The 21,786-nt window shown below is 42.4% G+C and carries 20 protein-coding genes and 1 tRNA gene; 10 read left to right on the plus strand and 11 right to left on the minus strand.

The window, feature by feature from the left end; genetic code table 11:
• The 4 genes from NZ896_00975 to NZ896_00990 all read left to right on the plus strand — a co-directional run.
• Window positions 1–574 (plus strand): hypothetical protein (locus tag NZ896_00975; GenBank protein MCS7116028.1); only part of this gene is annotated, 574 nt, incomplete at its 5' end.
• 506 nt (window positions 575–1,080) lie between these two features.
• Window positions 1,081–2,097, plus strand: coding sequence for an inorganic phosphate transporter (locus NZ896_00980; GenBank protein MCS7116029.1), 1,017 nt, complete (start codon window positions 1,081–1,083; stop codon window positions 2,095–2,097).
• Entirely contained in the window at window positions 2,094–2,780 is a 687-nt protein-coding gene (locus tag NZ896_00985) for a DUF47 family protein (GenBank protein MCS7116030.1), read from the plus strand. The genes NZ896_00980 and NZ896_00985 overlap by 4 nt, the downstream gene beginning before the upstream one ends.
• A gap of 149 nt (window positions 2,781–2,929) precedes the next feature.
• A complete protein-coding gene (locus NZ896_00990; GenBank protein ID MCS7116031.1) occupies window positions 2,930–3,988 on the plus strand; it encodes a PfkB family carbohydrate kinase in 1,059 nt (352 codons plus the stop codon).
• 100 nt (window positions 3,989–4,088) lie between these two features.
• On the opposite strand, the gene guaB is transcribed toward NZ896_00990, so the two are convergent.
• The 3 genes from guaB to NZ896_01005 all read right to left on the minus strand — a co-directional run bounded on the left by guaB (window position 4,089) and on the right by NZ896_01005 (window position 6,626).
• On the minus strand, window positions 4,089–5,540 hold the full coding sequence (gene guaB, locus NZ896_00995; GenBank protein ID MCS7116032.1) for an IMP dehydrogenase: 1,452 nt from the start codon (window positions 5,538–5,540) through the stop codon (window positions 4,089–4,091).
• Window positions 5,541–5,675: 135 nt separating this feature from the next.
• Window positions 5,676–6,275: a hypothetical protein gene (locus NZ896_01000; GenBank protein MCS7116033.1), complete on the minus strand. Its 600-nt coding sequence runs from the start codon at window positions 6,273–6,275 to the stop codon at window positions 5,676–5,678.
• A 72-nt stretch (window positions 6,276–6,347) separates the two neighbouring features.
• The gene (locus NZ896_01005) at window positions 6,348–6,626 is read right to left on the minus strand and encodes an acylphosphatase (GenBank protein MCS7116034.1); all 279 of its coding nucleotides are present in this window, start codon (window positions 6,624–6,626) and stop codon (window positions 6,348–6,350) included.
• Window positions 6,627–6,751: 125 nt separating this feature from the next.
• Between NZ896_01005 and NZ896_01010 the strand changes: the two genes are divergently transcribed.
• A complete protein-coding gene (locus NZ896_01010) occupies window positions 6,752–7,048 on the plus strand; it encodes an iron-sulfur cluster assembly protein (GenBank protein MCS7116035.1) in 297 nt (98 codons plus the stop codon).
• Between the two features lie 136 nt (window positions 7,049–7,184).
• Here NZ896_01010 and NZ896_01015 read toward each other — a convergent pair whose 3' ends face one another.
• Complete coding sequence (locus tag NZ896_01015; protein ID MCS7116036.1) at window positions 7,185–8,717, minus strand: glycogen/starch/alpha-glucan phosphorylase; 1,533 nt, start codon at window positions 8,715–8,717, stop codon at window positions 7,185–7,187.
• Between the two features lie 266 nt (window positions 8,718–8,983).
• Here NZ896_01015 and NZ896_01020 point away from each other — a divergent pair, with 266 nt between their 5' ends.
• Window positions 8,984–10,372: a glycerate kinase gene (locus NZ896_01020; protein MCS7116037.1), complete on the plus strand. Its 1,389-nt coding sequence runs from the start codon at window positions 8,984–8,986 to the stop codon at window positions 10,370–10,372.
• Window positions 10,373–10,462: 90 nt separating this feature from the next.
• Here NZ896_01020 and NZ896_01025 read toward each other — a convergent pair.
• Window positions 10,463–10,534 (minus strand) — tRNA-Cys (locus NZ896_01025).
• A gap of 375 nt (window positions 10,535–10,909) precedes the next feature.
• Between NZ896_01025 and NZ896_01030 the strand changes: the two genes are divergently transcribed.
• On the plus strand, window positions 10,910–12,952 hold the full coding sequence (locus tag NZ896_01030) for a sodium-translocating pyrophosphatase (GenBank protein ID MCS7116038.1): 2,043 nt from the start codon (window positions 10,910–10,912) through the stop codon (window positions 12,950–12,952).
• 196 nt (window positions 12,953–13,148) lie between these two features.
• On the opposite strand, the gene NZ896_01035 is transcribed toward NZ896_01030, so the two are convergent.
• Window positions 13,149–14,081 (minus strand): deoxyhypusine synthase, encoded by a 933-nt coding sequence (locus tag NZ896_01035; GenBank protein MCS7116039.1) that lies wholly within the window; start codon window positions 14,079–14,081, stop codon window positions 13,149–13,151.
• Between the two features lie 135 nt (window positions 14,082–14,216).
• Between NZ896_01035 and NZ896_01040 the strand changes: the two genes are divergently transcribed.
• The 3 genes from NZ896_01040 (at window position 14,217) to NZ896_01050 (ending at window position 16,315) form a co-directional block, all read left to right on the plus strand.
• On the plus strand, window positions 14,217–15,071 hold the full coding sequence (locus NZ896_01040; GenBank protein MCS7116040.1) for an NAD(P)H-hydrate dehydratase: 855 nt from the start codon (window positions 14,217–14,219) through the stop codon (window positions 15,069–15,071).
• 38 nt (window positions 15,072–15,109) lie between these two features.
• Complete coding sequence (locus NZ896_01045) at window positions 15,110–15,820, plus strand: class I SAM-dependent methyltransferase (protein ID MCS7116041.1); 711 nt, start codon at window positions 15,110–15,112, stop codon at window positions 15,818–15,820.
• An 87-nt stretch (window positions 15,821–15,907) separates the two neighbouring features.
• Window positions 15,908–16,315, plus strand: a complete 408-nt coding sequence (locus tag NZ896_01050; GenBank protein ID MCS7116042.1) for a hypothetical protein — start codon at window positions 15,908–15,910, stop codon at window positions 16,313–16,315.
• A 165-nt stretch (window positions 16,316–16,480) separates the two neighbouring features.
• Here NZ896_01050 and NZ896_01055 read toward each other — a convergent pair whose 3' ends face one another.
• From NZ896_01055 to NZ896_01075, 5 genes are all read right to left on the minus strand, one after another.
• Entirely contained in the window at window positions 16,481–16,936 is a 456-nt protein-coding gene (locus NZ896_01055; protein MCS7116043.1) for a hypothetical protein, read from the minus strand.
• 121 nt (window positions 16,937–17,057) lie between these two features.
• Window positions 17,058–18,272: a nicotinate phosphoribosyltransferase gene (locus tag NZ896_01060; GenBank protein MCS7116044.1), complete on the minus strand. Its 1,215-nt coding sequence runs from the start codon at window positions 18,270–18,272 to the stop codon at window positions 17,058–17,060.
• A 108-nt stretch (window positions 18,273–18,380) separates the two neighbouring features.
• Window positions 18,381–19,565: a hypothetical protein gene (locus tag NZ896_01065; protein MCS7116045.1), complete on the minus strand. Its 1,185-nt coding sequence runs from the start codon at window positions 19,563–19,565 to the stop codon at window positions 18,381–18,383.
• Window positions 19,562–19,996: a hypothetical protein gene (locus NZ896_01070; GenBank protein MCS7116046.1), complete on the minus strand. Its 435-nt coding sequence runs from the start codon at window positions 19,994–19,996 to the stop codon at window positions 19,562–19,564. Before NZ896_01070 ends, NZ896_01065 begins: the two co-directional genes overlap by 4 nt.
• Entirely contained in the window at window positions 19,993–21,780 is a 1,788-nt protein-coding gene (locus NZ896_01075) for a type II secretion system F family protein (GenBank protein MCS7116047.1), read from the minus strand. Before NZ896_01075 ends, NZ896_01070 begins: the two co-directional genes overlap by 4 nt.
• Window positions 21,781–21,786: the final 6 nt, after the last annotated feature.

The raw sequence follows: 21,786 nt of genomic DNA on the forward strand, positions 1-21,786 counted from the left end.
AACGGGTGTAAGACCTGGCTCCGTGGGAGGTGTCTTCAGCCTAACCCCCAAGGTTCATGATATAGCGGAGAAGTTTAGTGTATTGGGCCCCGATGGTGTGCGATTGCTCGTTATGGGTACCGTTAAATCTGCCGGTTCGGGTTGTATGTGCCCCGCCAACTCGTTGCTGAGGGCACTATTTAGGCACTTGGTGATGGAGTCTAAAGATGTGGTAGTAGTCGATATGGAAGCAGGGTTGGAGCATCTGGGGCGGGGCATTGTAAAAGGTTTCGATTATATCGTGAATGTAGTCGAACCGAGTATTCAATCGGTAACTACTTCAGCGAGGATAGTGAAGTTGGCCAAAGATCTGAACGTTAAGAATGTGATCATCGTGGCTAATAAAGTTCGAAGTGAAAAGCAAAGGAAATTCTTAGAGGATGAGTTGCGAAAGAACGGTTTAAAGCTAGATTCTGTAATTCCTTACGATGAAAAGGTTCTGGAAGCGGGTATGTTGAACCTTGCGCTCATCGATTATGCTCCCACATCAGACTCGGTGAATGCGATTCGCTCACTCATGAGTCTACTAAAATAGCCTGCTAAAATAGCTATAAAGTTAGCTATAAAATCTCTCATAATTCATGTTTATCTAATTATCTAAATCTAAATTTAAGATTGGTAAAATTCAATATTGAAATCTCTTATAAAAGGTAGGCTCGGTGTATTTCAAAGAGCACTTCATAGCGCTAATATAGATAGGATGGCTCATGATCGCCAAAGATGTATAGTGTAATGCAATCATTACTTATGGAGAGAATCAAAGATATCTTCAAACTATAAACTATAAGCAATTGTGTGAAGGTTTTATAAGGAAATTTGTGATCTGAAAGGCTTAATTAGGAGTCTAAATTCGTAATTAAGAAGAAGAGGATCGGAGGATTATAAATCTCAGACCTATCGTTTGTAAGTTTGTAAAAGTAAGAACTTAGATAAATTTATCAATGAGTATATGAATATGAGAGGTGAATTGAGCTTAAACCATGATTACTTTCCTTCTCAAAATAAGTTACAATTACATCCTCCTTACAAAGGTGTTGATTCATGGATGTATTTATGGTCTATATTATAGGCATAGCCCTTTCATTTATGATTGCATGGAGCATAGGTGCGAATGATGCTGCCAACCCTACCGAGTGTGCGGTAGGGGCGGGTGTTATATCTATACGCAAGGCAGTCTATCTTTTTGCTGCTTTTACGGCTCTTGGAGCACTACTTCAAGGTTATATGGTAATGAAGACTTTGGATCGAGGTATAGTTCCTTACATCCCTGTCTCGGGAGCATTCATCATAACGCTCTCCGCAGTCATTTGGATCGGTTTATGTAGTTGGATAGGTATGCCAATCTCTACAACACATTCACTGGTAGGTGCCATAATCGGATATGGGATCGTTGCCTATGGTGTAGAGAAAATCAAGTGGGCTGTATTGGAAAAAGTATTTATCGCTATGATCGCATCACCGATCCTTTCATTGATCGTTGCAATAATTCTTTACTATATTTCGATTTCGATCTTTACAAGGTTATCATGGAGTATGCAAACTATAGATCGTGTAATCAAATGGTTATTGATAGGGGCGCTGTGTTTCTCCGCTTACTCTTTCGGTGCCAACGATGTAGCGAATGCAACGGGCGTATTCGTTACGGTAACGAAAGAAATCGGTAGAATTCCAGATAGCACGGCGATGTTCTTCATGGCTCTATTGGGCAGTATCGGAATTTTAATAGGCGGGTTGAGCTTAGGACCGAGGGTGATCAGAGTAGCAGGTATGAGGACCACTCGCTTGGTTCCAATTACAGGTTTTGCTGCAGAATTATCGAATGCGACCGTCATTTACTTATTCACCACACTACCATACCTCATCTTCGGTTATGGTATGCCAATCTCTACCACACAATCATCGATAGGGTCGATCATAGGTGTTGGTTTGGTTGGAGGTGGTGGTGTAGATAAGATGATCGTAATGAAGATCGTTTTAGCGTGGGCTTTGACGTTACCAACCACTATTATATTGAGCATAACCTTATATATCACGATGATACCATTTCTATCAGCTTGAAATTTAAGAGTTTTAGCTCTGCCATATGGTTTGGTAGGGAAAAAGAGAGGAAGATATTAAAGCTTTGTGAGGAGCATTTAAATAAGATTAAAGAAGTAGTGGTTGAATCGAGGGATTATATCTATGCTTTGCTTGAAGGTGATGAAGCTAACGCGAAGATTCATGCACAGAATATCTTTGTGAAGGAACGTGAAGGTGATGATATTAAGAAAAAGATCATGGCAGAACTCACAAAGGGCATCTTTCACCCTATAAACCGTGAAGATATCATTAAGCTATTAACTACAGCGGATGATGCAGCATCATTTGCTAAGGCTGCAGTGGGTAGATTGAAGTACATCCCGAATAGAGAGATCGATGAATCATTAAAAACCGATTTAAAAAAGCAATCAGAGATGCTTGTTGAGATGTCCAATTTAACGCTCGATGCCTTCGGTAAATTGTTCCTCGATCCTCAAGAAACTCTAAATATAGCCGATAGAGTTGAGAGGCTAGAGGAAGAGATCGATGATTTGAGGAGAGAATCCATAATACCTTCACTCATGGTTATGCTCGATGAATTGGACAAATTTAAGTATGCCTTTTTATTAAAAGATATTATTGAATTTTTGGAGAATATAGCGGATAGGTATGAAGATGTTATCGATCTAATTAGGAGCATGGCGATCGGTCAAATCAAGTAACAACCATGAATCGATGAAATGTGATCATTTCTCATTTATAATTCAAAGAAGGATGCTCACCGCTCTTTTATCCTTCCAACCTTCACATAATTCGTTATATGCTGAAGGAGGCACTAATCTTTTTTATTATCGTTGTTCAAATCAAGATGATGAAGGATCGCAACTATTCCCAACTCTGTGAGCTAATAATGAATGCTACTAATCTGGGTAGAACCGTCATCCTTCCAGACTTCTTCGTAGACCGTTTTGTAAAATTTGAATCACTGAAGGATATCTTTGAAAGGTTGAAGGTGAAGGTCGAGTATGGCGGGGGGAGTATTCACGGTATTGAACAATTTGAATGTAAAGGTGGTAATGCTGTGAATATCGCTTACGCACTCGGTAGATTGGGTGTAGAAACCACTCTGATCACGCTCGCCGACGACCAAACTTCTCCTCTACTTTTAAAGACCTTTTCGGAGTTGCAGAATGTAGAATTGAGAATTATAGATGGAAAGCCTGGCTATACGGTAGCTCTAGAGTTTAAAGAAGCGGGCCGTTTGGTGAATGTAATGTTGAGTGATTTAGGAGATATAGCTAGATTTCATCCAAGTCTATTGAGCGATTATGAGTTTAATAGGATCTGTGAAGCGAAGATGGTAGTAGTCACGAATTGGGCAGCTAATTATAACTTTGGAACCGAGCTCGCTTTAAAGGTCTTCGAATTTGGTAAGGGTGCGGGTGTAAGGACATTATTCGCTCCAGCCGACTTTACGACGAGGCTCTCTGATTTTAGAGGAGTGATAGATTCGATTCTGAAGAAAGGTTTGGTAGATGTATTAAGCATCAATGAGAATGAAGCCTCTGGACTGGCTAAGTTGATGAATATAGCACCATTACCAAGTAGATTTACAGAGCTCGATGTGGAAAGGGTTGCGAAAAACCTCTCCCTTCACTTAAATACGATTGTAGATTTACACACATCTATCTGCTCAGCTACCAGTGATGGTAAAGATGCTATTTGTGTACCTTGCTTTAAGGTCGATCAAAGGGTTTCAACCGGTGCTGGTGATGTGTGGGATGCTGGAAATATCTATGGTTACCTTGCGAATTTTAAAGCTAGAGAGCGATTGATCTTCGCGAATGCCTGTGGTGCTTTGTATGTATCTAAGGCAATACCTCCCGATAGATATATGGTGGTATCGTTCCTACGGAGTTTAAATGAGTAAAATCATTTTCGCTCTTTATCTACTCCTCGATCGTTATTCTTCATAAAACCTTCAATCATTCATCGCTTCATTTACTTTTCTTATTCATTCTTCATCTATTCTATATCTTCTCCTCACCCGGTAAAATTATATCGTGAGGCTTAAGTTCTTCCAGACCCGCTACGGTTACAGCACCGAATACCGCCTTTTCCCAGAGCTCGGGTATATTTCTTGCACCCACGTAACCAAAGGACGCTTTTAGCCCATTCACAAATTCTTCTACAACGGTTTGAACATCACCTCTATAAGGTACCACACCCTCCACACCCTCCACCACACCCTTTGCGGGATGGCTATAACGATCCAGAGCGTACCTCTTCATCCTCGCGGATAGGCTACCCATACCTCTATACGGTTTATAGTACTTTCCACCGATCTTGATCAACTCACCGGGAGACTCTGCACAGCCTGCAAATACATTGCCCATCATCACCGATGATGCACCAGCCGCCAATGCCAAGGCTGCATCCCCAGGGGTTCTTATACCACCATCGGCGATTATCGGAATATTCAGATTGTACTTCTGCAATGCTACTGAAACCTGTGCGATTGCAAAGAGTGTGGGCGCTCCAGCCTTCATCAATTCAGATGTTAGACATGATGAACCAGAGCCTATACCTACTCTTACACCATCGATTCTATCGATGGTGCTGATGGCATCTTCCATCGCTTTAGAAGTCCCTATATTACCTATAACGAAGTCTGCACTGACTTCTTTTACAAGTTTCGCAGCAGCCTTCAAAATATTACGATTGTGGAAATGGGCAACATCGGATACTAAAACATCTACATACTTATCGAGGCTCTTAGCCCTATTTATATCGATCGGTGATAGTGCAGCACCGACCAGGAGCCTACCTTCACGGTCTCTTGAGGCGAGTGAGTACTTCTCACGTGAATAAATATCCTTTATCGTGATCAATCCAAGGAGGCGTTTATCCTTACCCACTACTGGCAACTTCTCTATTCTATGCTTATGCATAATCCTCTTCGCCTCCTCTATAGTTACATTTTCATCGGCCGTTATTACATCCTTCGTCATCACATTCGATATCTTCTCATCTAGTGAAGCGAAGTTTACATCCCTCTTCGTCACGATCCCCACCAATTTATCTCCATCAACGACTGGCAGACCAGAGATGTTATGCTTCTTCATCAGATTTATCGCATCACCCACATTTTGATCTGGAGCGATCGTAACGACATCTCGAATGATGAACGACTCGGCCCTCTTCACACGCTTCACAACCTCTACCTGTTCCTCTACCGACATGTTACGATGGATGATCCCTATACCACCTTGCCTCGCCAAAGCTATTGCCATCTCAGCCTCTGTGACCGTATCCATAGGTGATGAGACTAGCGGTATGTTGAGCCTTAGATTCTTTGTGAAATTTGTAGATAGGTCTATCTGTGAAGGTTCTATCTCACTCAGACCGGGTATCAGAATGAAGTCTCTAAAAGTGTACGCAACTCCCGCTTCTTTGAGCTTCTTATAAAAGTCTATCGGCAAGGAGTATAACCCCTTGCCAAATATTTAGGATAAAGGCCAGTTATTAAGAATTTGGTTTGATCATCTCATGTACTGATTTTAAATCTCAATTGTAATTTACCAATACTACTATAACGAATAGATTGTAGTGGTCAACTATTGTGCCTTCTTCTCCAACATTCTCGTAAAGGCCCATATAGCGGTATTGATAATTTCGTTCAATCTGCCTTTATCCCGATAATTCTTTATCACGATCTTCTTTATTATACCATTTTCATCTTTCACTTCATAATTTATCACTTCATCACTACTCAACTTACCTTTATTCACATCTTCAGAATCTTTACTCTTCATACCCTCTAGAATTCTATTTATGAAGAATGATTTGAAAGGTGGTGTATCCACATTCAATAAAACGTTTTCAGCGGGCACGATCTCTACAGATTTGTTAGAGATGAATGCATGTCCCAGAAGGAAGCCATCTTTAGGTCTGATCAATGCCCTCTCTTCTTTAACTTCTTCGATAGGCTCGGCCTGTACCAACGATCTTTCTTGCTTAAAGAGATGTGGAGTGGTAATATCTATAGCACTCTTGAAACTCCCCTTTCTCAATATACTATCTACGAGTGATAAGGTCTCTTTTAATTTGGCAATTTCGCCCTCTAAATCTGCGATTCGCTTTTCTATCCATAACTTGAGCTCAGCGGCACGTTTAACCTCATCTTCTGTAAAACTCATCCCAAAGTTCTTATCCATAGCTGACTTAAAGCTTTTTCACTTCTGATAGTACCTTTCAATATAGTATCGATATACCGATGAAATCGATTTTTAATAGATGATTTCGAATGTGTCGAATTCGCCACGATACTCCTCCCAGTATACCTTTACATCTGAAACTCTCGCACCTGGAGGGCCAACTTTACACCATTCGACCATCTCTTGTACCATATCCTTACTACCCTCGAAGATAGCTTCCACCCTCCCATCGGGCAGATTCCTCACCCATCCACGCACGCCCCTTTTTAACGCCTGCTTTCGAGTGTTACTTCTAAAGAAGACCCCCTGAACTAAGCCCGAGATATACACATGTGCTCTAACATTCTCCATAAAGATCGATGTTAATTGGAGTCTAAGGGTTTTTAAAAATTGCTTCTAATAAACTAGCATCGATATGATGAGGGTTGGCCATTTTTCGAAATAGTTATATAGTATACACTATCTCGATTTATGTGATGACGAGTAGTATAGATAGAAGTGAGGTTGAGAAGGCGCTCGCCAATGTAATGGATCCCGAAATAGGTATTTCGATCATGGAGATGAATCTCGTGGAGCAGATAGATATCGATGATGGTAATATCTCAGTATACTTTAGACTTACCGCTCCCTTCTGCCCCCCGGTATTCGCTATGAAGATCGCGAAGGATATTAAGGAAACGCTGAGAAGGTTAGAGGGTGTAAAGTCCGTCAAGGTCGTATTGAGGAATCACTACATGGCGGAGCAGATAAACAAGATAATCAATGAGTTATAACCGAATTAAGACAGAGTATAGAGAGTATAGAGAGTTAAGGGGAGTTAAGATCTTCACACTCTAAAGAGGCTATAGGAGCTTTATTCATACCCGTGATTGAATTGGAGTTAAGATCTTCACACTCTAACTTCATAGGCTAATGCCATACCCTAACGATTCTTGGATAGTACTCATTTAACACTCTCTCGATACTTACTCTGGGGATGAATGTGAGTAGAGCGTTCAATGAGACTTTATAGTACTTCTCTGGGTTATTCTTGTACAATGCCACGATCTGCTGTAATTTACTTTTAAATGCATCGTAATCGAGCATATCTATTCTTTGGGCCGTCGCTGTCCCCGGCTTGCTGATATAATCCAATATGTGTAAGAAGAGCCAACCATTTATATCATCCATAATCAACTCCATAACACCACCATCTGGGGATGAAAGTGTCGGTACACCATTTACTGCAGCCTTCATGTAACTCGTTCCACACGCTTCTAAGCCGGGAGATGGTGTAAAGAGTAGAAGGTCTATCGATTTGAGTATTTCTCTTGCCGTCGCCACCGTATAATCGGGAATGTAGATTACATTCTCCCTCTCTTTATGTAATCTGTAGCATACCTTCATATTTTCTAAACCGACGATATCGTGTGGATGGGCCTTTCCACCTATAATAAAGACGGCTTCTTTATTCGATACTTCATCGATAGCTTTTATCACAAATTCGGGCCTTTTATATGAAGTAAAGCGCCTGCACCAGCCGATGATCATCCTATTACCAATATCCACATCCTTATACCGTCTGATGGAATCGATGAATCTCTCCCGAATAGATTTCCGTATCGCTATAAAATCATGCATATGCAGATCGCCCTTCCCATAACAGGCCTTTAAATCGCCATCCATCCACCTATCTATAAAGATACCGTTCGTTACGTAACGAAGCTTCTCCGAAAAGTGTGGTATGATCTTGCACATAGTCTCGTAATGCTTCGCCGAAACCGAAAAGGCCTCGCTGGAAGCTGCAAGTCCGATCTCCGTTAATGAGATGCTATCACTTATGAATGTATATCCGAATTCTTTCTCAAAGAGCTCTTTCGGGAAGATCGGATGGCCCCAAGGCCCGGCCGTATGAATCACAACTCTATACTTCCCCGGAATCTTCAAGATTAATGGTAAGATGCAGGCGTAGCTCTCTTGAAGGTCTATATAATCGATTTCATCAACGCCTATGAATCTCCTTATAAATTCGGCAGATGCCTTCGCCAAGAGTACGTACTTGAAGAATTTTTCCTCGATATCTCTTTCTATGTATAATCGATTCACTAAATGATATGCCCAGTCTGGCTCCAAAGGTCTAAAGAATACCGCCTCAGCACTACCCTTCTGGTATCTGAGCGCTTCTACCTTCACACTCTGGCCCTTTAACTCTATAGTGAAGGTATCACCTTTGGTGAATTTATCTAAAAATTCCTTCGGCTGAGGTTGAGGTTTTGGTAATGGATTGCCCTGATCATCAAACTCATAATCCACGTAGCCTTCATGGTAAAGTAAGCATAGAACTTTGTAAGGTATGCCCAACTTTGCTGCACCATAAAATTTATCACCCTCTAAAACCCCAAGACCTCCAGCATAGGTATATCCTTCATCTAAAGCCAGGTCTGGTGTTATGCTGATTATCATAACTCTATGTAACCTTCAAAAGTTAATAAACTTAATGGGTGCAGATCTCTAACTAAAGAGTATTGAATTATAGAAGGATCACGTTTCAAGGATGGTGAGTGTAAGAGGGTATGAAAACGCTTGTGGATTTAATATGATAAAAATTTTGGATGTATTGATAATAAAAGAGCTTCGTCATGAGACTCCTCCGTAACTTGCTTTCAAAATGCTTAATGAGAATATCATAATCTTATACTTAATAACGCAACACTAGTATTGTAATATCGATGGGCGAGTCTGGACCGATTAAAAATAGAGCACAATTACTAAGGAGTGAAGAAACCGATTTAGAAGCGCGCCATCTTATCCTCGGAGCGATAGAAGCTGCACTATCATCGATCGACCCCCAGAACTTGATCAAAGGGCATGTTAAAAGAGATGGTGACCGAATTCAGATCGATCATCTATCGATCGATTTAAAGGAGGTTGATAAAATCTATGTAATCGGTGGGGGTAAGGCATCGGCACCGATGGCTGAAGCATTGTACAGTATCTTAGGGGATAGAATTCATTATGGAATAGTCGCCATCCCCAAATATCAACATCGAAGGTTTTACACCGGATCGATAGAGTTGTTGAAGGCTGGCCATCCGATCCCTACGATAGAGTCTCTTTCTGCCGCATCGAAGATCTTAGAACTTACCGATGATCTGAATGAAGATGATCTTGTGTTCTGCCTTATTTCTGGTGGAGGGTCAGCATTGATGACATCACCTATAGAGGGTGTGACACTCGAGGATAAGCAGAGCATTACAAAAAGTCTGATACAATCGGGTGCGACGATCGATGAATTGAATATCGTTAGAAAGCATCTTTCAAATATCAAGGGCGGCAGATTGGCCCAGAAAATCTATCCAGCGAGGGTCATCAGCCTCATCATATCTGATGTTGTAGGTAATAGAATCGAAACTATCGCCTCAGGACCTACTGCCCCAGATCCATCTACATATAAAGATGCGGTCGAGATCCTTAAGAAGTATGATATTTGGAGTAAAGCTCCAGAATCTGTTCGTAAGGTACTCGAGAAAGGAGTAGATGGACTAATACCTGAGACCCCGAAATCTGGGGATAAGATCTTTGAAAGAGTACATAACTTTATAATAGGTAGCAATGATCTGGCATGTGAATCCGCCCTTAAGTATCTGGAATCGAACGGTTTAGATGCATGTATCTTAACTACACTCCTTGAAGGTGAGGCTAGAGAGGTCGGGAAGGTGGTATCGGCGATCGCAAGGTATATGAAGGTTAAGAAGTTGGGAGCAAGAGGTATTTCAATAGTACTGGGTGGTGAAACTACCGTGACAGTTAAGGGCAGTGGTAAGGGAGGGAGAAATCAGGAGCTCGTGCTCTCAGCCTGTAGATATATCGATAACGTAAGAGGTCTGGCCATAGCATCTGTAGGTACCGATGGTATCGATGGGTTTACAGATGCTGCAGGCGGTATCGTCGATAGCTATACTCTGAGTAGAGCGAAGAGGATGGGGTTGAATGTCGAATCTTTTTTACAGAATAACGATTCGAATACGTTCTTAGAAAGGCTTGGCGATACTATTATCACGGGCCCCACAGGGACCAACGTCAACGATATCATTATAGCAGTACGTATTTTTGAGTAATTCTTATCTCTAACGTGAATTTTAAGGACTTTAGGATGGACGATTTAAAAGACGATCTGAACTCTTATCAATATTGACAGAGAAGTTTAGAGGCAGGGATGGGATTTGAACCCATGTATAGTCGCTCTGCAGGCGACCGCGTAACCACTCCGCCACCCTGCCATTTTTAATTAAATAGCAAAGGCGTCTTATTTAATTTACTCTTTTACATTCAATATTCGAGTCGATATAATGAGTAGGGTTTTTCGCTGTTAATCTGATTATAGGCTTTACAACCAATAAGGAACGTACCAAATACCAGGATCTGAACGATTCAACAATACTATAGAGAACCGTTGATACCGAGATACCGATGTAATGATCTTTTGTATAATTTTGTGCAAAAAAATAAAGATCTATGCATGTTAATAGGATATAACTTTAGAAACTTTTCTGTGTGACTTACAAAAGATTTAAATAAAAAGAGTGTTAAGAGAAAGGTTAAGATGGTGGTGAAGAGCCTTATCATAAGGGTGGTTCGAGCTAGGGATGATTGGAGTGAACTTTGATCTCATCCTCACAGTACCGGTAATGTCTATCCTAGCGTTTGTAATAGCGGGTATCTCGCTATATCAATTGTTAAGGGCCGATGCGGGTACGGGAAGGGTGAGGGAGATAGCTGAGGCGATATGGGAAGGGGCTAACGCATACCTATCGAGGCAGTATAAGACCATATGGTTAATAGCGGTGGTCGTAGCTGTAGCCTTAGCCTTTGTCCCCGGATTTGGAGGATGGAAGGCTTCTGTGACCTATATCTTCGGTGCGGCCTGTTCGAGTGCAGCAGGCTTTATAGGGATGTATGCAGCTTTAAAGGCGAACTCTAGAACGCTACAGAGCGTGGTAAACTTTGGGATAGGCAGGTCCCTTCAATTGGCTTTCAGGAGTGGCCTTATTACGGGTATGTGTGTGGTCGGTTTTGGCCTACTCGGAGTATTTTCGTTTTATGTGATCTTTAAAGATCCTCACCTCGTACTCCCCTTCAGCTTCGGAGCCAGTACCGTGGCTCTATTTGCAAGGGTTGGTGGAGGTATATATACAAAGACCGCCGATGTAGGTGCCGACCTGGTAGGTAAGGTCGAGGCCAAGATACCCGAGGACGATCCGAGAAACCCCGCAGTTATAGCTGATAACATCGGTGATAACGTGGGTGATGTAGCGGGTATGGGTGCCGATCTTTTCGAATCTTACGTCGCGAGTATGCTGGCCGCCATGATCATAGGCTACCTACTATGGGAGAAGTTTCCAGGATTGGGTTTGGGGATAATAGTATTCCCGCTCGTGTTGAGGGGCTTTGCGATACTCGCATCGGCACTGGCCGCCCTCTCGGTAAGTTTAGGTGCACGAGTCCGTGAACCGAGCTACGTTCTAACCTTCGCCACCATACTGAGTAGCGTATTAACGGCGTTGTTCACTTACTTCATTTCACAGATCATACTGGAACCATCCTTGGGCCTTCGCATTACATGGGTTGTGGTAGTTGGTTTGATAGTCGGTATGGCTGTGGGCCTAACCTCAGATTACTTTACAAATAGAATCTATCGACCGGCCCAATCGATAGCCCATGCTTCTCAAAGCGGTCCAGCCATAACTGTGTTGACGGGTTTCTCAGTGGGTATGTTCAGCACTATCATTCCAGTAATATTCATCGCTGTAGCGATCATCGTGTCGTATTATATAGCGTACATCCCCGAGTACGGATTCTTGAGCGGGATCTATGGTATCACGATGGCCGATGTAGGGATGCTCTCCATAACCGGTATAGTTGTGGCCTCGGATGCCTACGGTCCGGTAGTCGATAATGCAGCAGGAATGGCCGAAATGTCGGAGATGCCCGAGAAGGTTAGAGACGAATTAGATATTCTAGACTCGGTCGGGAATACCACTAAAGCCATATGTAAAGGATTCGCGATAGGTTCGGCCGCTCTAACCGCTATCGTGCTCTTCGCAACGTATGCAGCCGTGACGAAGCTCGAACTCTCAGCCTTCAGCTTCCTTAACCCCCATACGTTCGCTGGGGTGTTCATCGGCTGTGCCCTTACGGTCCTCTTTATGGCGTTGGTAATACAGGCCGTCAGCAGGAACGCCTTCAGAATGGTCGAAGAGGTAAGGAGGCAATTTAGAGAGATACCGGGGATACTTGAAGGTAATGCTAAGCCCGATTATGCTAGATGTGTCGATATAAGTACGAAGGGTGCTCTGAAGGAGTTGGTAGCACCGGGTCTCTTAGCGTTGTTGAGTCCAGTGAGCTTAGGCATGATGCCAGAGGGTAAGATGATCCTGGGTGGATTCCTCGCTGGGAGTATCGTCGTAGGCCTCCTCTTCGGCCTCTTCATGGCGAATGCGGGAGGTGCATGGGATAACGCCAAAAAGTACATCGAGCTCGGCCACTTCGGAGGTAAAAGGTCACCAGCCCATGCAGCAGCTGTAATTGGCGATACGATTGGAGATCCCTTCAAGGATACCGCGGGCCCATCGTTGAACATAATGATCAAATTGATCGGTATCGTCGCCCTTCACGTAGTGCCCCTTATTACACTATAACGAATACGATGAATAGAAAGTATCGATACCGTTTACTTTAAGGTAACACTAACTTTTCGAATCGAAGATCTTCATCATCTATACCTCATTTCTTCCGAAGGCCCAACATCTCACATTTCACATTTAACATCTCATGATGAATCTTCACGAATACGAAGGCGCCCTCCACATCTTTCATGTACCTTTTCTATCTTTTCTATCTTTGAAGTATCGCTGCGATCATAAATGGTAGAAGGACGGTGGCATCCCCATAGATCGTAACTCTATTCGCCCTAGGCTTTACCTTACCCCACGAAACCGCTTCTCTAACACGTGCACCGCTCAGACTACCATCGTACTCCACCGCCGTGGTAATCTCTACTACATAATCCAAACCACCTTTGAATTGATTCCACCACAACGTATGATGTTTACTTATACCTCCACCTATGATGAGTGCTCCAGACCTTTTCGCTGAAAAGATGATATCTGCCAAGGTCTGCTCATCCTTAAGGATACTCACTTGCAGATCCCTTCTTTGTGAAAAGAGCCATATCTGACTCCCTATGGCTCCATCCATCAGACCGGGTATTATTACGGGGATTCTATTCTTGTATGCCCAGTAAAGTATCGATGATTCGTTATTCACGTAACTACCGAGGAGTTCACAAAGTTTTACCGATGAGATCTCTTTAATACCTTTGTTATAAAGCTCTTCAAAGAATGGTTGTAACTTCTTCTCTAACAGTATCCCATAGTTATCACGTGGAATAAGGATATTACCGAGGCGATGAAAGCCCCTTCGAAGGAGTTTCACATCATCGAGGTCCCAGCTACCTTCATAGTAATCTCCCCAGGAACGTGCTAGATCATGATCTATACTACCTGCAGTGGTTATTATAACATCGACCATTCTGCGCTTCACCATTTCTTTCAATACCCCTCTAACACCGGTGGCCACGATCGCTGCAGGGAAGGATAAGAATTTGACACAGATCGGGTCATTCATCATATTCATCAGTATATTTACGCCTTCAGCAAAATGCCTCGCTACAAAACCCCCACATTCGCTCATCTCATCTATTATACTTCTAACTGAAGATGGTTCTTTTAGTGAGATATCTCTTACCGGTTTTAATGTACGATCCATCTTATCAACGAGTTAAAGTGTATTGGTAGGAAATAAGGATTGCAGTTTTTGTAGAGATTCGCAGATCTTCCGCATCTTTCAGTTGTACTTTTAAGTCTTTATTTATAAATCAATTACGAATTGGGAGGGTCGATCTTGGAGGGATCTTGGATTACGATCGATGATATTTCGAGAATATTTAAGCCAAGGATAGTTACACAGAGGAAGGGTGAGAATGGTATCGTATGTGTAGTCGGAGGGAGCAAATTTCACCACGGAGCGCCCTTTCTGACTGCCTCAGCAGCCCTTCGAAGTGGTGTCGATCTTGTATACATAGCAGTCCCTCAGGTAATTTCATTGGCAATACGGGCACTATCACCAAACTTCATCGTTATACCTTATCCTGACGCAAAGTTAACAGTAGGTTGTGCCAACCGATTGTTAAAGTGGTTACCGAAGGTAGATTCATTGGCCCTAGGATCTGGTATGAGTAGGCAGAAGGCTACAGGCATGTGTATTCTGGTACGTGAGTTACTGTGGAAAGGTGTAAAGGTTTTACTCGATGGAGAAGCTTTGGTACATGATGTTGTTAAAGAGATCATCAATAAACCTTCGATAGTAACTCTTCACACCGACGAGTTTGAAAGGCTCTTCGGTGCTAAGTTGGGCGACTCGATCGATGAAAGGGTCGAAGTTGTGAAGAAGAAGGCCCTTGAATATGGTATAACGATTCTATTGAAAGGGGTTGTAGATATCATTTCGAATGGTGATAAGGTTACTTTGAATCGTAGGAGGAGCCCATTGTTAAGTGTAATCGGTACAGATAACGTACTTTCAGGTTTGGTAGTTGGGCTCATGGCGCGTGGTTATTCACCCTTTGATGCAGCCGTTATAGGAGCATTCGTAAATGGTTTAGTTGAGGAGAGGGTTGTAGAGAAATTCGGTCTTCATGTAGCTGCGACAGATCTGATCGATGAATTGCCAAACATTTTGAAGACCTTTGATAAGTAATATTTGAATGGTAATATAGTAATATCTGGTGCATAGATTTGAAGGTAGGGCTCGATAAAAGATGGCGAGAAGTGATCGATGTTTTAGATAGGCTCGTATCGATCTACGATAAAGGTAATTTTATAATCTCATTGGGCCGAGATATGCATTATCGGAAGGAAGGTGTGTTATTAGCGATTCGGGAAGGTGATTTACTACTCGATCTGGGTTGCGGCCCCGGTACGATGAGTAGAATCGTGAAGCAGAACTTCGATGTGAATGGAATCGTGATGTACGATGCTCTAAGATCGATGTTGAAAGAGGCGAAGAGGAGGTTTTCGGGTGAAGATGATGTATCATTCATTCAAGGCGTCTTCGAATATTTGCCATTCAGAGATCGTACATTTGATAGCGTAACGTGCGGATTTGCCCTTAGAGATGCTAAAGATTTGATCGCTACTATAAGTGAGATCTCCCGCATCTTAAAGGATGGCGGCAGGGTCTTGATCGTCGACCTAGGCAAACCGAACACCTATATAATTAGGGTCTTTATCGGCCTATACTGGAGGTTCATCGCACCTATCCTTGCATCTTTATTCCTCGGTAGTGTGGGCAGATACTACTCTGCACTTTATTTAACTTATAAGAGCCTTCAGATCAATAAGATGTTAGAATCTTTACTGAAGAGGGTATTTGATGAAGTTGATCTTCGTACTCGAATGATGGGTGGCGTGGTAATCATAATTGCGAAGAAGCTAAATACACCATAGGATACATGAAAGATATTCCGAGGGCTTTGAGGGCTTAGAGCCTTGAGAAAGCACAACCGTAGAAGATTTTTGGAAAGATTGATGAGGATGTACCCGAATTGCTCTCAAAGAGATGTCATGGATTTGGTAAATGCGATCGATGGTGATAAGTATTGGTATGTATATCCTAAGTTTAAAGATGCTATATATGTGGTAGCCTTGAGCCGTGCGAAGATCCCTTTAGCCAAGGGCTTTCAAGCCAGAGCTACGTACGTAGGAAAGATCAGTGTCGATGCAAGGGCATCAAGATTCTGTAGAAGAGGCAGGGTTTTAATAGCGATCAGAGAGGGTTCGAAATTCAGGGCTGTGAGTGTTGTAACTTGGCCCGCATTTATAAAGTTGATGCGTGAGAGGGCGGAGCGAGTGTACGATCTATTGATTCGTGGAGGATTACCCCCATTCATCGGTTTGAAGCAGATCTCTCGATTGAATATGGATGTAGAAAATGTAGAATAGGTATTTTAGGTATTTAAAAGGTTGATGTGAGAGTGTAATTTTGAATTTAATTCTTAATCACGGCTCTATGTTTCTAAACCCTATATAGATTAACTTTAAGAGTTGATATTGCACATTCTAACGATAAGATTATGATAAGGATCGTAAGATCGTTAACTTCAGAATTTATTTCATGAACATCTCATTCCATTTTTTGCAGATGTAGTACGCATTCCTCCAAAAACCGATCGCGGGTGGCTTCTGAGGTATATCGAAGATATTCCGTGAATAGACGTACAAAGTCCTCTTTCTTTTACTATCCCATACCGGAACATTTCTACTTATAAAGCCTAGATCGATCAATGTCTTCAATATAGTTAGATAGAAATTCCTCCGACTGTACTTGAAAGGGATACCATTTACTTGAAAGTTGCCTTCTTGCAGTTGGTTCGCAAAATGGCTGATGGCACTCTTTGTAGCCTGACCACCACGTTCATTGAGCCATTGAATGAAGATTGTAGCCGCGGTCCTTGTCTTACCCTTCGGGAATAGTATCTCAAGGGCGTTCGATGCGGAGCGAATCGTATCCTCTGAGAATCTTATCTTCAGACTTCGATGATCAGAGGATTTTTTAACGGCCAAAACCGATCGACCAAGGACTTACTGAAAGATATTAAAGTCCTTTGGCTTAAAATTACTTTCAACCAGATAAAGATTTTGTTGATTTTGTTAATTAGTTAATTAAGTAGATGTTAATACCAAATTAAGACCACTTTAACCTCGGCTGCACACTCCTCAACCTATTTAATTTTGATAATACAGAACTTCGAATCTCATCGATCCCCTTAAAGTTACGTACGATCTTACCATTCTCGATAAGTGGTGTGAGTAATGGCTTCCCCTTCTCTGGGGGTTGTTTTAAGGCCAATGTAACCGTATCCTCGAATGACTCCTCATCTCTATACACCTGTTTCTTTCCTCCCAGATCTCCACGCTTCGCTCTAAAGCTAACTTTCCCATCCAACTCTACTTGTACGATCTTCATGCTGAAGTCTATCACGGGTGGATTGCTAACGGTAGTGCCTATGCCGAAGCCATCTACAAGGTCACGAACCTTCATAATCGTATCTTCATCGATCGCACCAGAAGCGAATATCTTTACACTTTCACCTCCCCTTATATTCAATTCCCACCGAACCTCCTCTATGATCTTTCTAAAGTCACCCCTCCTCGACCTCGGTGTATCCAATCTGACACCGTACAACCTTTTGCCTAGGGCTTCGAGTGCCATAATTGCCTCTATCTTTTCATCGAATAGGGTATCGATCAGGGCGATTCGGGGCAGATCTTCGGGGAGTGTTCGATCGAAGGCCTTCCACGCTTCCCTCTGATCTTCGAATGATAGGATAAAGGCGTGAGGCATCGTACCGACCGGCCGTCTACCTATCAATCTAGCACCCAGCACATTGGAAACACCATCGAAGCCTGCAATATAGGTGGCCCGTTCGATCATCGGAGCTAGAGCTGGATGTGCCCTCCTTGTACCAAAGCTGAATAATAGTTTATCACCAGCGATCAGCCTCAACCTTGCGGCCTTCGTCGAAACACTCGTCGATGAGGTGATCAGACCGAGGATTACAGTTTCAAATATAGCTATATCGGTATACTTTCCCTCGATCTGCAGTATCGGTTCGTATACTGCCGATCCTCGAGATGCCAAGAATACCTCTCCTTCATCCATGGCCATTACATTCACAGGAAGACCTTCGAGAAGTTTGGCAACTTCATAGATCCCCGTAGCGATGGCCCAATTCTCCTGGTATGGCAACTCCCTCGCAAAGACCTCCATTACAACGTGAGGATCGGTACCACTTTTGCGAAGTGCATTTACAGTATGAATAAAGTAGACATCTGTAGTCTCAGCCTTCTTGATTTCATCTTCTTTGGCGATCCAAAATAACCTATCCTTTAAATCCATCGATTACACCTTAATCCTCATAGATGTTAAGAAGGTTAAAAATTTTTAATTGAGAGCTTCGCATAGAGCTTTATCAATCTTTATAAAGGTCGAAAAGGCCATCTTCGATCAGTGTAGAGCGATCTTAACATTGCTGAGTATAAGTTTAAAGTTAAAGTTACCATCTCCCTCGAACGTTACAGCGATCCACCCGCCTCCCTCTTGAATACTAATATTAATACCTCGTGGAGCGCTCGTTTTAAGAATATCGATGAGCTGAATATGGGCATTCTTTATCTTGAAAGTATGTGTAAAGTTCAGACTGAGTTTGGAGAAGCTGGATGTGATAGTCATGGTATCATCTTCGATGAGGTTTATCTTCACATTACCTACTCCACCGACCGAGCCCTTCATCCCCGTCATATTGAGTAAAGTAAAGGTCAATGTACCATTTATCCAGAATATCTGTGGAGATGTAGAGATGGAGGAGTTCCTTTCATCGAATGTGATTAAAGACCACGGTGTTGCCATATACGATAGTGAATAACCGCTCGACCGATAGATGATCGCACCTCTGATCGTGTAGATCCTATCTAAACGTATCTGCTCGAAGTATTTCAAGTAGAGCTTCGGAGAGTTCGTAGTGAAGTATAATGTAGATTTTGTGAGGAATTGGGATGGGATATGGATTAAATCCTTGAGGTTTAGTATCAACGACTCTCCTTGATTCGTCATAAAGTTGTAAATCTGGATGGTCGAGTCATGTATTATTTCCAATCGAAGTCGAACCATGGGGATTATATAATTCGTAGGTGCAAGGGTCGTTCTATTCAATATGGTAGTGTAAAAGTCTTCAGAAGTTAGGTGAATCGTGAGTTTTGATCCCCCTCGGACGATCGTAATATTCGTTATCATACCACTTTGGACGGTTTGGCAGTGTAGATAAATCTCCTCCAACCTTTCAATATTAACCACGTGTGAAGTATCGAGCCATCTTTCGATGAGAGTATCTTCAGTCATATTAAAGATTTCGATCCTCAATTCGGGCTTAGGGCTATATCTTAATGTACCATCGAACGAAATGGGTGCGAAGAGAGGAATGCCAAAGTACGATAATGTAATAACACTACTCCTTTTAGTATACAACTCCTGTAGGCTTCTCATAACTTCCTGTGAATGGTTATACGCCCTCTCCTTTAATAACTCTGGAACTACAAATACTTGGAACATCGTGACGATAGTTACGATCGTAGCGAGTATGATTGAAGCTGAGATGATCAAAGAAATACCCTTCGATCTCCGTGTATTGCTCAAACCTCTTCGGACACCCTCAATATCACAGAATCTTGTGAGGAGATGATGAGCTGGACCATTGCATCGTCAATCCCATTTAATCTTACACAGACCTTGAATGCCTCGCCGAACTTGAACATACTTAATGTAAACCTCCCATCGATCAGAAGGATCCCTTCTCTCACTATGTATGCACTCAAATGCTTCGATGTACCATTTTTAAATATAGCATAAACATGGCCGAAGATATCGATGGTATCGCCCCCAGAATGAATGACCGTAAAGTTGACCCAATTTTCATTCTTTACAGAGAATGTGTAGATCGATGCGAGCTTCTTCATCTGGGCATAGTATATGAAGTAAGAATTGGTAGCGACTACGAAGCCTATCGCAAGACTCACCGTTATAGCGAGTATTAGGAGCTCTGCGATTATCGTCGATTGGGCCTTCATGGATTTGCACCTAACCAGATTATGAGGATTAGACTCATCATCGAGCTATGTTTTAAGCCCGAAAGGATGCTACCTTCGAGCATTACACCAGCTATTAGACCGAGTGTTATACTGAGAAAGAGGGCCACATAGTAGCCCTCTATCAACACCCATCTGATCGCATCATTTATTGTGAAGCCTCTTATCGATGTGAGGGTTGTGATGAATTGGTTCTTCAACGTCGAATAGATATAAAAGTATACTCCGAGGCATATGTATGATGAAATCACGTATCCCAACATACTTAAAGCCCTCTCTCTTCTCAATTTTATATAACTCTCCACATCTTCGGCCACCATCAGAAGAATATCTCTCAGATTCTTCGTGGACTCTAGAGCCTTCGCAAGCAAACTCAATACCTTCTTAAGGATCAACGATGCCGTTCTATACTCGATGATGAGTAAGGACTGTTTTAAAGAAAGGCCGAACCTTGCCATCTTTATATCCTTGATCTCCTTCCCTAGTAATCCGAGACCACTCTCGAGAACCGCATCGATCGCATTTATAATAGAGCCCCCTCCCTTTATGCTCTCAGCCAAGCCTCTAAGAAAGTCGGGCGTCCTCTTCTCGATGGACATTACGTACCTGAATCGAACTTCATGAAATATGGCTCCAATCATACACGCACCCACAACCGTGTATGTGAGTAATGCGTAAGGATTATAGTTTGAGATGTAAAGAAGGGTTATTACAGATGTGAGTATAAGGGATGCGATAAGAAGGATGATCCACGGGTAGATGAAGAATAGTAGCAATGGCCTCTTAAATGCGTACTTTAACAGAAATAGACGGTCCCTCTTTACGAATGATCTTTCATTCATACCCTCTCCAACCTTCAGTGGAATATTCTCGATCACCGGTGATTGTAGAGTAAACTTAATCGTCGAGACCGCTTCACCAAGAGGGCAAAAAATCCTTATGAGGATAAGGAGTATTGAGGCGAGTATAGGTGTAGCTATAACCATGTAGATGTTAGACCAATGGATAGCATTAGGGTTAACGATTCCGAGCGATAATCCAATCGTCAACATCAGACTCGGTGTTAGAGCGATTAAGACGATGGTCAGTTCGCCGAGTAAGCCGAACATCCTTACGGTAGCTTCTTTACTCACCTTCTCCAACTCAAAGAATTCTCTGAACTTCTTTTGAAAGTATGCTTCGATCGTTAGAGACTGTTTCGTCTTTACTATAAAACCCTCTATAAACTCTCTTAACCTCTTTGAACTCGTTGTAGAGGCTACATAATGTAGAGAGGTGTAGAGATTCTCGCCCAGATACTTAACCCTTCTAACAGCTATTCCAAACTCTTCGGCGATCGCCCCATATATGTGCTTACGCTCTACAAGGTGCTGGAAGGCTTCCAGTGGTTGTATACCCGCCTTCGTTACTGCGTAGAGGAAGGCGCATGTGTGGTGTAGGTTGGAATCTATTCTACTCCTTCTCGATGCGATAGTATAGTATGGCTTTATTACAAAGAATGTTGGTACAGATAAAATCATCAGCACGATGATTATGAGGTGAAGTGGCGAAGGTATCCTAAGGTAAGAAAGGGTATAGTGATACGTGAGGGTTGTGAATATCATCATAATAAGTGAGTAAAGGAGGGCCTTACACAAGTATTCATACCCAGATATCGGGAGTCTCGCCTTTATCAATAGATCATCATACCGCTCGATCGATCTCATCAATATACTGGATGAAGTTATTCGATTGAGGATCCTCTGAGTTATCTGGGTGAAGTACAATTAAAA

It is taken from the genome of Nitrososphaerales archaeon, from assembly GCA_025058425.1.
Taxonomy (GTDB): Archaea; Thermoproteota; Nitrososphaeria; order Nitrososphaerales; family JANXEG01; genus JANXEG01.